Below are 12264 nucleotides of genomic sequence, written 5' to 3'. Positions count from 1 at the left end.
TTAGATCGAGAAGCTGGTGCCGCAGCCGCAGGAGGCGGTGGCGTTCGGATTGACGACGCGGAACGAGGCGCCGATCAAATCGTCGACGAAGTCGACCTCCGAACCCGCGAGGAACGGGACCGAGGCGGGATCGATCAGCACCACGGCGCTGTCGCGCTCGATCACGAGGTCGTCATCGGCCTGGGTGCGCTCGACGTCGAACTTGTACTGGAAACCGGAGCAGCCGCCGCCCTCGACCGAAATGCGCAGCTTGGCGCCGTCGCCTTCCTTGCTGAGGATCTGCCCGATCCGGCGGGCGGCCCGTTCGCTGACGGTGATGGCAGCAGTCATATCGGTCTCCGAAACCTTGATTCGAGGCATGGTCGGATCGGATCATGCCCGGCGTCATAGCCAATTCATTTGGTCAGCCGCCTCAGGCATAGTTAAGTGCGTCGGACCATGGAATCAAATGGATAAGGACTAAAATACTGTGTCGGTCGGAATGGCTGCCCCCCGCGCGCCTTATGCCTGCGACCCCGACCACAGCCGCGGCCGGCTGGTCGCGGAGCCGCCGAGCCGGACCCGGAGCCCGTTCCGGCGCGACTGCGACCGGGTCATCCATTCCACCGCGTTCCGCCGCCTGAAGCACAAGACCCAGGTCTTCGTCTTCCACGAGGGCGACCATTACCGCACCCGGCTGACTCATTCGCTGGAGGTGGCGCAGATCGCCCGCGCACTGGCGCGCCAGCTCGGGGTCGACGAGGATCTGACCGAGACGCTGGCGCTCGCGCATGACCTCGGCCATCCGCCGTTCGGGCATGCCGGGGAGCGCGCGCTCGATGACTGCCTCAAGGATGATGGCGGCTTCGACCACAATGCACAGGCGCTGCGGGTCGTCACCTTGCTGGAACACCGCTATCCCGAGTTCGGGGGGCTGAACCTGACCTGGGAATCGCTCGAGGGGATCGTCAAGCACAACGGCCCGCTGACCGAACGCAACGGTGCGCCGGCCGGCCGCTACCTGGACAGCGGCCTTCCGGTCGGGATCGCCGACTACAACAGGACCTACGACCTCGAGCTCTGGAGCTACGCCTCGCTCGAGGCGCAGATCGCCGCCTTCGCCGACGACATCGCCTATGACGCGCACGACATCGACGACGGCCTGCGCGCCGGCCTGTTCGCGGTCGACGACCTCAAGGAGATGCCGCTGACCGCTGAAATCATCGCCGAGATCGATCGCCATTACCCCGGGCTCGATGAGGTCCGGCGCGGTGCCGAGCTGGTACGTGAGCTGATCTCACATTTCATCAATGCCGTCTTCAACGAGGCGAGCCGGCGCCTTGCGGCCGCCCGGCCGCAATCGGCCAAGGACGTGCGCCATCACAATGCGCCGCTTATCGCGTTTCCGGCCGAGGTGGCGGAGCAGGAGGCGGCGATCAAGGCGTTCCTGTTCCGGCGGATGTATCGCCACCAGCGGGTGATGATCGTGATGCGGGAGGCGGAGCAGGTGGTCCGCAATCTGTTCGAGCGCTACCGGCAATCGCCCGGCGACCTGCCGGCGGAATGGATCGAGGGCAGCGTGCAGGAGACCACGAACGCGCGGAACAGGCGGATCGGCAATTTCATTGCCGGGATGACCGACCGTTTCGCCCTGATCGAGCACCAAAGGCTTTTTGACTCGACCCCGGATTTGCGTTAGCGCCCTGCCATGGCCGACACCACTGCTTCACCACACCTTTTTGCCGACATGCTGACGCGCGTGCACGCGATCTGTGCCGCGGTCGGAGCCGAGGATAACTGGCCCGCGGGCATCGACCTCACACGCGTCGTGGTGGAGCCGCCGCGCGATGCCAGCCATGGCGACATGGCGACCAATGCCGCGATGGTGCTCGCCAAGGACGCCAAGGCCAAGCCGCGCGAGCTCGCCGACAAGATCGCCGCGCGGCTGCGCGCCGACGCGCTGGTGGCCTCGGTCGATGTCGCTGGGCCCGGCTTCATCAACCTGACCCTGAAGCCGCAGGTCTGGGCAGACGGGCTGCGCGCCGTGCTGGCCGCCGGCTCCGCTTACGGACGCAGCGACATCGGCAAGGCCGAGAAGGTCAATGTCGAATACGTCTCGGCCAATCCGACCGGACCGATGCATGTCGGCCATTGCCGCGGTGCCGTGTTCGGCGACGCGCTGTGCAGCCTGCTGCAATTCGCCGGCTTCGACGTTTGCCGCGAATATTACATCAATGATGCCGGTGCCCAGGTCGACGTGCTCGCGCGCTCGGCGTTCCTGCGTTACCGCGAGGCGCTGGGGCAGGACATCGGCGCGATCCCGGAAGGGCTCTATCCCGGTGATTACCTCGTGCCGGTCGGCGAGGCGCTCGTCAAGGAATACGGCGAGAAGCTGCTCGACATGACCGAAGCCGCGTGGCTGCCGATCGTGCGCGACAAGGCGATCGCCATGATGATGGAGATGATCAAGGGCGATCTAGCCGCGCTCAATATCCATCACGACGTGTTCTTCTCCGAGCGTTCGCTGATCACCTCGGGCAACAACAAGGTCGCCGAGACCATCGATTTCCTGCGCGCCAAGGGCGACATCTATGAGGGCCGGCTGCCGCCGCCGAAGGGCAAGCCGGTCGAGGATTACGAGGACCGCGAGCAGTCGCTGTTCCGCGCCACCGCGTATGGCGACGACGTCGATCGTCCGCTGATCAAGTCGGACGGCTCGTACACGTACTTCGCGTCCGATATCGCCAACCACCGCAACAAGTTCGAGCGCGGGTTCACCAACCTTATCGACGTGTTCGGCGCCGATCACGGCGGCTACATCAAGCGCATGCAGGCGGCCGTGAAAGCGGTGACCGCGGGCAAGGCGACACTCGACGTCAAGATCGTGCAGCTTGTGAAGCTGCTGCGCGACGGCGAGCCGGTGAAGATGTCGAAGCGGTCAGGCGAATTCGTCACGCTGCGCGAAGTCGTCGACGAGGTCGGCTCCGACGCCGTGCGGTTCATGATGCTGTTCCGCAAGAACGACGCGGTGCTCGATTTCGACCTCGCCAAGGTGATCGAGCAGACCAAGGACAATGCCGTCTTCTACGTCCAGTACGGCCACGCCCGCGGCCATTCGATCTTCCGCAATGCGCGGGAAGAAGCGGTTCCGGACCTGCCGACGTCCGACGAGGCCCGGCTCGCCTATCTGCGGAGCGCTGCGGTCGAACGGTTGACCGACCCGGCCGAGCTCGATTTGCTCAAGCGGCTGGCGCTTTATCCCCGGATGATCGAGGCCGCGGCGGTGGCACATGAGCCGCACCGAATCGCTTTTTATCTATATGATTTGGCCAGTGAATTTCATGCGCTTTGGACCAAGGGGCGCGATTTGCCCTATTTACGCTTCATTATCAATAATGATGCAGAGATCACGAGGGCGCGACTGGCAATGGTTCAGGGCGTCGTCTCGGTTCTGGCATCGGGCTTAGCTGTTCTAGGCGTCCACGCTCCGACCGAGATGCGGTAGGCAGGGGCATTTGGCCCTCACGAGTGGGGATTTGTGAGGGCATCTGGCAGGGGCCAACTCGTTCGGACCGGCTGTGCCGGCGATCTTGGCGCTGTCCCGAAGGGGATGCATCATCACGATGGCTGATCGATATCAGGACCGAAATTTTTCCGCCGACACGGCCTCGAGGGCCGACAGCGATCCGCTTGCTGAACTGGCCCGGCTGATCGGCCAGACGGATCCATTCGGCACCGCCAACAAGCCGCCGCCGCGTCCGCTGCAGTCGCGCGCCAATGCGCGGCCGCAACAGTATGAGCCGCAGGCGGAAGAGGACGAGACCCCGCCCGCAGGCCCGCCGCCCTGGATGCAGCGCGCGCGGCAGGAGGCGGCCCCGCCGCCGCCCGTGCAGCACACCGAATACGAAGAGCCGGAGCAGGACTATCAACCGAAGCCGGTGCATCCGCTGCACCGCTATGCGGCCCAGCAGGCACAGCCGCCTGCGCCCGCGCCGGTCGCGACCTATCGGCCGGTCGAGCCCCCCCGGCAGCCTGAGGCCTTCGACGAGGAGCCGCATTATCAGGCCAACGATCAGGGGCACGATACGTCGCGCTATGACGACGCGCTCTACGGCCAACTGGAGGCCGGTGAACAGGATCTGCAGCGCGATCCGTCCTATCCGGACGATCCCTACGCCTATGATGCCTATGAGGAAGAACCCGAACCGCGCAAGCGGAGCAGCGGCCTGATGACGGTCGCCGCGGTCGTGGCACTCGCGGTGGTCGGCACTGGTGGCGCGCTCGCCTATCGCAACTATGTCGGCTCGCCCCGAACGGGCGAACCGCCGATCATCAAGGCTGACAATACGCCGACCAAGGTGTTGCCGGCCCAGGCCGATGCGCCGGCCAAGACGCCGGACCGCATGGCGACGGGGGACGGCACCGAGAAGATCGTGTCGCGCGAGGAGACCCCGGTCGACGTCAATTCGAAGACCGCCGGTCCGCGCGTGGTGTTTCCGGCGCTGAACGCCAATGCGAATCCGCCGCCCGCCGCCAGCGTGCAGACGGCGCAGCCCGCGCCGGCGCCGATCGCCGCGAACGGGACCCTGCCGAACAATGAGCCGCGCAAGGTCCGGACGTTGTCGGTCAAGGGCGATTCGCCTGACGGCGCACAGGCTGCGGCCGCCGCGCCGGCCAAGCCGGCCGCAGCGAAGCCTCCAGTGTCGCGCGGCAACCCGTCGGCAGCCAATGCCAGTGTGAACGCGCCGATGTCGCTGACTCCGGGCGGCCAGCCCGACCCTGCGCCCGCCGCACCTCCGACCCGAATCGCGTCGACCTCGACGGCCTCGGTCGGTGGTGGCGGATACCTGGTGCAGGTGTCGTCGCAGAAGAACGAGGCCGACGCGCAGTCGTCCTATCGAACGCTGCAGGGCAAATATCGCAGCGTGCTCGGTTCGCAGCCTTTGGTGGTCAAACGCGTCGATCTCGGTGAGAAGGGCGTCTATTACCGCGCCTTCGCGGGCCCGTTCGCGTCGTCGGAAGAGGCGAGCCAGCTGTGCAAAAGCCTGATGTCGGCCGGTGGGCCGCAGTGCCTCATCCAAAGAAATTAACGGCCGTTTCCTTGACCCGTGAGCCGCATACGGCCTAATCGGCCGAATGACGAACCGCGGATTCATCACGGGCGTATCCGGCCTGATCCTCAACGACGCTGAACGCGAATTTATTCGCGCCGAGCGGCCATGGGGCTTCATCCTGTTCAAGCGCAACATCGAGAGTCCGGCCCAAGTGGCGGCTCTTATTGGGGAACTCCGGAAAGCGGCTGGCATGGCCGAAGCCCCGGTTCTGATCGACCAGGAAGGCGGGCGGGTGCAACGGCTCGGCCCTCCGCATTGGCCGGTCTATCCGCCCGGCGCGAGCTTCGGCGCGCTCTACGACATCGACCCGAAGCTCGGCCTTGCCGCGGCGCGGCTCAGCTCGCGGCTGATCGCGGCCGACCTGATCGACCTCGGAATATCAGTCGATTGCCTGCCTTTGGCCGACGTTCCCGTCGCCGGGGCGGACGCAGTGATCGGCAACCGAGCCTATGGAACCGAACCGGGCAAGGTCGCGGCGATCGCGCGTGCGGTCACGGATGGGCTGGAACAGGGCGGCGTGCTGCCGGTTCTCAAGCACATCCCCGGCCATGGCCGGGCCACGGCGGACAGCCATTTCCGGCTTCCAACGGTCGATACAGCCAGAGATGAGCTGGAACGGACCGATTTCGCCGCGTTCCAGCCGCTGGCGGACTTGCCGATGGCCATGACTGCACATGTTGTGTTTAGCGCGCTGGACCCCGTCCATCCGGCGACGACTTCTGCGACAATCATCGAACAGGTGATTCGCGGCCTGATCGGGTTTCAGGGTTTGTTGATGAGTGATGACGTGTCGATGAATGCGCTGGCCGGATCGATTGCCGAGCGGACCCGCGCCATCGTCAGCGCCGGTTGCGACATGATCCTGCACTGCAACGGCAATCTCGACGAGATGCGCGAAGTCGCGCGGGAAACGCCGGAACTGACCGGCAAGGCGCTTGAGCGCGCCAAGGCTGCGCTCGCTGTGCGGAAGCAGCCGGAGCCGCTGGACCGGCAGGCGGCGCGGGCTGAACTGGATGCGTTGTTGGATCGGGTAGGGACGGCATGACCGCTGAAATTCTATCGTTCGATACCGGGCGGCCGGCCGACCTTGCTGATGGCGAACCGGCGCTGGTGGTCGACGTCGAGGGCTACGAGGGCCCGCTCGACCTGCTGCTGACGCTGGCTCGGCAGCAGAAGGTCGACCTGTCGAAGATCTCGATCCTGGCGCTCGCCGACCAGTATCTCTCGTTCATCGAGGCAGCGCGCAAGATCCGCCTCGAACTCGCCGCCGACTATCTGGTGATGGCAGCCTGGCTCGCCTTCCTGAAGTCGCGGCTGCTGCTGCCGGAACCGCCGACCGCTGAGGGGCCGAGCGCCGAGGAAATGGCGACCGCGCTTGCCAACCAGTTGCGTCGTCTCGAGGCGATCCGTGAGGCGGCGAACCGGCTGATGAACCGGCCGCAGTTCCAGCGCGATATCTTCCCGCGCGGCAATCCGGAATCGATCGCCGAGATCAAGCATCCGAAGTTCACCGCGACGCTGTACGACCTGCTGTCGGCCTATGCCACGCAGCGCGCGTCGCGGGTGCTGACGTCGGTGCATCTGGCCAAGCGGACGGTGTGGTCGCTTGCGGAAGCGCGCGCCTCGCTGGAGCGGCTGGTCGGCATCGCCGAGGACTGGAGCTGCCTCGACGAGTACCTGATGAGCTACGTCGCCGATCCCACCCAGAAGGCGACGGTGTTCGCATCGAGCTTCGCCGCCGCCCTCGAACTGGTTCGCGAGGGTGAGATGGAAATCAACCAGAAGCAGGCGTTCGCGCCGATCTATTTCCGAAAGCGTCCAGCGCAAGCCGCAATGGCTGCGCCCGACCTGTCGGTTGAGTAAGTGGAAGAAGGAGAGCAGGCCGATGGCAAGCTTGGCGGAAGTGCGCAGAGACGAGCCCGAGGAGGAGGTTTCTCCGATGGATCATCCGGTGGCGCGGCCTGAGGAATTGCGGCTCCTTGAAGCCCTGTTGTTCGCATCGGCCGAGCCGATCGATCAGGCAACGCTGGCCAAGCGCATGCCTGACGGCGTCGACATCAAGCAGGCGCTGGCACAGTTGCAGGCGGAATATGCGCCGCGCGGCGTCAACCTGGTGAAGGTGGCGAACAAGTGGACGTTCCGTACCGCGGGCGATCTGTCGTGGCTGATGACGCGCGAGAGCACCGAGACCCGCAAGCTGTCGCGCGCGGCGATCGAGGTGCTGGCGATCATCGCCTACCACCAGCCGGTGACCCGCGCCGAGATCGAAGAGATTCGCGGCGTGGTGACGTCGAAGGGAACCATCGACGTGCTGCTGGAAACCGGCTGGATTCGCCCGCGCGGCCGCCGCAAGACGCCGGGCCGGCCGCTGACCTTCGGAACCACCGACGGCTTCCTGTCGCAGTTCAGCCTGGAAGCGCTCGGCGACCTGCCGGGGCTCGAGGAACTCAAGGGCACCGGCCTGCTCGATTCGCGGCTGCCGACCGGATTCTCCGTTCCGTCGCCATCTGACGATGCGACGCTGCGCGAGGATGAGGAGCCGCTCGAGCCCGGCGATACACTGGAACTGCTGTTGGCCCCGGCCGTCGAGCCGGAGGCCAAGGAACCGACGGCTGAGGTCGAGGCCGAAACCGAGGCCGCTACCGAGGTTGAAGCGACGGCCGAGACCGAAGCCGAGGTGGTCAGTGAGGCAGAGGCAGGCGAGCTTGACACTGCCGAGCCCGATGCCGATGAACCCGACGCCGACGAGCCGGACGATCGCGCTGACGACGCGGGCGATCACGACGGCGCCGAGAAGGGCGAATAGGGCGGAATATTCCCGGTTAAGCCTAGCAATATTACGTAGCCGCGACAGCGATTTGCCGCGGCAGAGGTCCTTGTTTTTGACACCCCGCGGGCCTAACTTCCGGCCATGTTCAGGCCGGTCCGCCGGCCATTTCTGGAGGGTTGCAGGATGGGTTCGCTTAGCATTTGGCACTGGATCGTCGTGATCGCAGTGGTCCTGCTGCTGTTCGGACGCGGCAAGATTTCGGACCTGATGGGTGACGTCGCCCAGGGCATCAAGGCCTTCAAGAAGGGCATGCAGGACGACGACAAGGTCGCAGACAAGACCGAGCCCACCAAGGCGATCGATCACAATGCGGCGCCGTCGGCAGCGCGCCAGGACGTCGGCAGCAAGGCCGTCTAAGGCGCTTGTACTGACGTGTATTTTCGACGTTTTTCTTCGCGCGAAACGGTGACGCCGTCGCACAGACGCGCTATGGACGCCGATTGAGAAAAGGCGCCGGCGGCCCCACATCCTGTTGGGAGCGATGGGGCCGATGGCGGCGCGCTTAGGCGGAACAATTCATGTTCGATATCGGGTGGAGTGAACTGGTCGTCATCGCGGTCGTCGCGCTGATCGCCATCGGCCCGAAAGAACTTCCGGGCGTGCTGCGCATGGTCGGACAATGGATGGGCAAGGCGCGCAAGATGGCCGCCGAATTCCAGGGCCAGTTCCAGGAAGCCATGCGCGAGGCCGAGATGGCCGACCTCAAGAAGAGTTTTGATGAGGTCAGGGAAGCCGCAACCGGCATCACCAGCGGCAACATCATGACCTCGCTGCAGAAGGACGTCACCGACGCCCTGCAGATCGACAAGCCGGTCGATGCGCAGGTCGCTTCCGCAATCGACGCACCGGTGACGTCAAGCGACGCACCGGTGACGCCCACAACGCCGGCCGAGCCGACGCCGGAAACCTTCGTCGAGGCCGAGACGCACGCGGCCGCCGGCGAACCGCTCGCGATCACCAATGAAGTGAAGCCCGAGCCTGCGCCGCACGACGTCACCCCGGCACAGCCCGACGTGCTCAAGGACGCGAGGGCGTCATGAGCGCCGAAGACATCGAGGCCTCCAAGGCCCCCTTGATGGATCACCTGATCGAGCTGCGCTCGCGGCTGATCAAGGCGCTGCTCGGCTTTGCCGTGGCCTTCATCATCTGCTTCTTCTTTGCCAAGCAGATTTTCAATGTCCTGGTCTGGCCGTTCATCTGGGTGGCGGGACCGGAGAATTCGAAATTCATCTACACGGCGCTGCTGGAGTATTTTCTCACCCAGCTCAAGCTCGCAATGTTCGGGGCCGCCTTCATCTCGTTCCCGATCGTCGCCGGACAGGTCTACATGTTCGTGGCGCCTGGGCTCTACAAGCACGAGCGCAATGCCTTCCTGCCGTATCTGATCGCCACGCCGATTTTCTTCGTGATGGGCGCGATGCTGGTCTACTTCGTGGTTTTCCCGATGTTGACGCGTTTTTCGCTCGGCATGCAGCAGACCGCCGGCGCGGAGACCGCGCAGATCCAGCTGCTGCCCAAGGTCGGCGAGTATCTCTCGCTGATGATGTCGCTGATCTTCGCCTTCGGGATCGCCTTCCAGCTTCCGGTGATCCTGACCTTGCTCGGTCGCATCGGCATCGTCACCTCGAAGATGCTGAAGGAGAAGCGGCGCTACTTCATCGTGATCGCGTTCATCATCGCTGCGGTGCTGACGCCGCCCGACGTGTTGAGCCAGGCCTCGCTGGCGATCCCGCTGCTCGCGCTCTATGAGGGCGCCATCGTCGCGGTCCGGATCGTGGAGAAGAAGGCAGCGACCACCTCGTCGACTGCGCCGTCGGCGACCAACCCCGCCGAGTAGGGCGGTTCAGGCCGCACATCCGCTGTCATACCCCGCGAAAGCGGGGTATCCAGTACGCTGGCGCCGCTCGGTGACGCACTGACGTCTCTGGAATACTGGATCGCCCGCCTTCGCGGGCGATGACAGTTGTGCTAGTTGAGGCACGCTGCAAAACGTTGACATACAACGGTATCTGCAAGTGCGACGTTAGGACCCCGACTCCCATGCACGACATCAAAGCGATCCGCGACAACCCGACAGCCTTCGACGCCGGCCTGAAGCGCCGCGGACTTGGGGCGCTGTCGCCGTCGCTGCTGGCGATCGACGAGAGGCGGCGTGCGGCGATCCTGGCCTCCGAGCAGGCCCAGGCGCGACGCAATGCGGCCTCCAAGGAGATCGGCGACGCGAAGAAGGCCAAAGACGAGGCGCGTGCGGCGAAGCTGATGGCCGAGGTCGCCGAGCTGAAGACCACGATGCCGGAGCTCGAGGCGGCGGCAAAGACGGCCGATGACGAGCTGACCAGAGAGCTCTCGTCGATTCCCAACCTGCCGCTCGATGAGGTGCCCGACGGCACCGATGAACACGGCAACGTTCAGCACCACGTGTTCGGCAAAGCGCGCGACTACGGCTTTGCACCGAAGCTGCATGACGATCTCGGCACCGCGCTCGGCACCATGGATTTCGAGGCGGCGGCCAAACTGTCCGGCGCGCGCTTCGTCGTGCTGAAGAAGGGACTGGCGCGGCTCGAACGCGCGATCGGGCAGTTCATGCTCGACCTGCACACCGGCGAGCACGGCTACACCGAGATCAACCCGCCGCTGCTGGTGCGCGACGCCGTGATGTTCGGTACCGGCCAGTTGCCGAAATTCGAGGACGACCAGTTCTGGGCGATCAAGGGCGAATTGCTCGCGACGCCGAATGCCGATCTGCGCAGCGAGCGGCTCGGCCTGATTCCAACCGCCGAAGTGTCGCTCACCAACCTCGCGCGCGAATCCATCCTCGACGAGAAGGAGCTGCCGATGCGGCTCACCGCGCTGACGCCGTGCTTCCGAGCCGAGGCGGGTGCAGCCGGCCGTGACACCCGCGGCATGATCCGGCAGCACCAGTTCACCAAGGTCGAGCTGGTGTCGATCACGACGCCGGAAGCCAGCAAGGACGAGCTAGAGCGCATGCTGTCCTGCGCCGAGGAAGTGCTGCGCCGTCTCGACCTGCACTATCGCGTGATGACGCTGTGCGCCGGCGACATGGGCTTCTCCGCGCAGAAGACCTACGACATCGAGGTCTGGATGCCGGGGCAGGGCGACGGTGGCGCGTATCGCGAGATCTCGAGCTGCTCAGTGTGCGGCGACTTCCAGGCCCGCCGCATGGATGCGCGCTACCGCGGTCCCGACGGCAAGCCGCGCTTCGTGCATACGCTGAACGGCTCCGGCACGGCGGTCGGCCGCGCCTTGATCGCGGTCATGGAGACCTACCAGCAGCAGGATGGCTCGATCGCGGTACCCGATGTGCTGCAGCCCTATATGGGCGGGCTCAAGGTCATCGAGCACGGCATGTAGAGCGAGGGCCAGTGCGATGCCGCTCCACCGTGACATCCACTGGCTTGGTCGACAATGGGCCGTCACCGGCCATGGTCTGCAACTGATCAATCAGAAGCAGATGGGCTACTACGACATCGAGGCCGCGCGCTTGTGGGAAGCCCGCGTCAGCGAGGTGCAATCGAAGGCGTGGATCGACCGGCCCGACTTCGACAAGGCGCTGGAGATCGCGCGCGGCAAATTCGCCCAATTGGCGCCGGCCGATTGGCCGCCGCCGGCAGCGGTTGCCGCACCGCCGTCTCCGGTCCGTCCGGCGGCGCCGCGCACTCACCTTGACGCAGCGTCGGTGCCCTCGATCGAGGAATTGCTGGCGCGGCTGAAATCGAAATCGGCTGCGCCGCCGCCGGTCGCTGGGCCGGCCGAGGTGGCACCCGCGCCGCCGCAGCAACCTGTGTCGCCCAAGCTTGAAACGACCAGGCCTGACACGCGCATGCCTGAGACGCCGACGCTTGAGCCTCGCAATGTCGAACCCGTCGGATCCGAGCCCCTCAAATCGGAGCTTCCGAAGCCGCCCCGGCCTGAAGCGCGCAGGGTCGAAACGCCCAAGGTTGAAGCTGAACCCGCCGAAGCTGAACCTGCCAAGACGGAGCCTGCCTACGCTGAGCCTGCGCAACGGGAGGCTCCCAAGCTTGAATCTCCGGAGCCCGAGCCGGTCAGGCCAGAAGCTCTCAAGGGCGATCTGCCTCAGGCGCCGGCGAGAAAGCTTGAGCTGCCGCCGCTGGTACCCGTGATAAAGAGCATTCGGAAGCCGGCCTGGCCGGTATTCGACCGCAAGATTGCCGGCAGCGGCAAGTTTCTGCAGCCGTGGCGCGTGACGTCGGCGAGTTGGCGCGGGCCTTCGTCGGGTTTGCCTCGGCGGCCCTAGCCGGTTAAGACGGCAGTCAACGCAAGAAGCCGCAACTCAAGAAACCGGCGTCGAATCAGAACAAG

General features: G+C 65.3%; 11 protein-coding genes and 1 pseudogene. 11 read left to right on the top strand and 1 reads right to left on the bottom strand.

From position 1 onward, the window contains the following. Positions 1 to 330: an iron-sulfur cluster insertion protein ErpA gene (erpA, locus tag ACTUWL_RS34610; RefSeq protein ID WP_021081206.1), complete on the bottom strand. Its 330-nt coding sequence runs from the start codon at positions 328 to 330 to the stop codon at positions 1 to 3. A gap of 139 nt (positions 331 to 469) precedes the next feature. Between erpA and ACTUWL_RS34605 the strand changes: the two genes are divergently transcribed. The 11 genes and pseudogenes from ACTUWL_RS34605 to ACTUWL_RS34555 all read left to right on the top strand — a co-directional run bounded on the left by ACTUWL_RS34605 (position 470) and on the right by ACTUWL_RS34555 (position 12199). Continuing rightward, positions 470 to 1678: a deoxyguanosinetriphosphate triphosphohydrolase gene (locus ACTUWL_RS34605; protein ID WP_021081207.1), complete on the top strand. Its 1209-nt coding sequence runs from the start codon at positions 470 to 472 to the stop codon at positions 1676 to 1678. Positions 1679 to 1687: 9 nt separating this feature from the next. After that, complete coding sequence (argS, locus tag ACTUWL_RS34600; protein WP_035652777.1) at positions 1688 to 3484, top strand: arginine--tRNA ligase; 1797 nt, start codon at positions 1688 to 1690, stop codon at positions 3482 to 3484. 118 nt (positions 3485 to 3602) lie between these two features. Then, positions 3603 to 5069, top strand: coding sequence for an SPOR domain-containing protein (locus tag ACTUWL_RS34595; protein WP_035652780.1), 1467 nt, complete (start codon positions 3603 to 3605; stop codon positions 5067 to 5069). A gap of 46 nt (positions 5070 to 5115) precedes the next feature. Next, positions 5116 to 6138, top strand: coding sequence for a beta-N-acetylhexosaminidase (gene nagZ, locus ACTUWL_RS34590; protein ID WP_021081210.1), 1023 nt, complete (start codon positions 5116 to 5118; stop codon positions 6136 to 6138). After that, positions 6135 to 6956 (top strand): segregation and condensation protein A, encoded by an 822-nt coding sequence (locus ACTUWL_RS34585; RefSeq protein WP_021081211.1) that lies wholly within the window; start codon positions 6135 to 6137, stop codon positions 6954 to 6956. Before nagZ ends, ACTUWL_RS34585 begins: the two co-directional genes overlap by 4 nt. Before the next feature lie 22 nt (positions 6957 to 6978). Beyond that, positions 6979 to 7866, top strand: a pseudogene (scpB, locus tag ACTUWL_RS34580) (SMC-Scp complex subunit ScpB); the annotation flags it as partial. 180 nt (positions 7867 to 8046) lie between these two features. Further along, complete coding sequence (locus ACTUWL_RS34575) at positions 8047 to 8280, top strand: twin-arginine translocase TatA/TatE family subunit (RefSeq protein ID WP_021081213.1); 234 nt, start codon at positions 8047 to 8049, stop codon at positions 8278 to 8280. A 161-nt stretch (positions 8281 to 8441) separates the two neighbouring features. Then, complete coding sequence (tatB, locus tag ACTUWL_RS34570) at positions 8442 to 8963, top strand: Sec-independent protein translocase protein TatB (protein WP_021081214.1); 522 nt, start codon at positions 8442 to 8444, stop codon at positions 8961 to 8963. Next, positions 8960 to 9760 (top strand): twin-arginine translocase subunit TatC, encoded by an 801-nt coding sequence (tatC, locus tag ACTUWL_RS34565; protein WP_021081215.1) that lies wholly within the window; start codon positions 8960 to 8962, stop codon positions 9758 to 9760. Before tatB ends, tatC begins: the two co-directional genes overlap by 4 nt. A gap of 203 nt (positions 9761 to 9963) precedes the next feature. Next, positions 9964 to 11295, top strand: coding sequence for a serine--tRNA ligase (gene serS, locus ACTUWL_RS34560; protein ID WP_021081216.1), 1332 nt, complete (start codon positions 9964 to 9966; stop codon positions 11293 to 11295). A gap of 16 nt (positions 11296 to 11311) precedes the next feature. Next, entirely contained in the window at positions 11312 to 12199 is an 888-nt protein-coding gene (locus tag ACTUWL_RS34555; protein WP_021081217.1) for a hypothetical protein, read from the top strand. The last annotated feature ends 65 nt before the right edge of the window (positions 12200 to 12264 follow it).

It is taken from the genome of Bradyrhizobium sp. WCU1 (assembly GCF_053474805.1).
The sequence above is the reverse complement of the archived record's forward strand: the minus strand, read 5'-3'. Positions and strand labels throughout refer to the sequence as shown.

Coding starts and splice junctions, on each gene's coding strand:
- ACTUWL_RS34575 (WP_021081213.1), top strand. CDS start 8,047: ATGGGTTCGCTTAGCATTTGGCACTGGATCGTCGTGATCGCAGTGGTC.
- ACTUWL_RS34595 (WP_035652780.1), top strand. CDS start 3,603: ATGGCTGATCGATATCAGGACCGAAATTTTTCCGCCGACACGGCCTCG.
- nagZ (WP_021081210.1), top strand. CDS start 5,116: ATGACGAACCGCGGATTCATCACGGGCGTATCCGGCCTGATCCTCAAC.
- tatC (WP_021081215.1), top strand. CDS start 8,960: ATGAGCGCCGAAGACATCGAGGCCTCCAAGGCCCCCTTGATGGATCAC.
- tatB (WP_021081214.1), top strand. CDS start 8,442: ATGTTCGATATCGGGTGGAGTGAACTGGTCGTCATCGCGGTCGTCGCG.
- serS (WP_021081216.1), top strand. CDS start 9,964: ATGCACGACATCAAAGCGATCCGCGACAACCCGACAGCCTTCGACGCC.
- ACTUWL_RS34585 (WP_021081211.1), top strand. CDS start 6,135: ATGACCGCTGAAATTCTATCGTTCGATACCGGGCGGCCGGCCGACCTT.
- ACTUWL_RS34555 (WP_021081217.1), top strand. CDS start 11,312: ATGCCGCTCCACCGTGACATCCACTGGCTTGGTCGACAATGGGCCGTC.
- erpA (WP_021081206.1), bottom strand. CDS start 330: ATGACTGCTGCCATCACCGTCAGCGAACGGGCCGCCCGCCGGATCGGG.
- argS (WP_035652777.1), top strand. CDS start 1,688: ATGGCCGACACCACTGCTTCACCACACCTTTTTGCCGACATGCTGACG.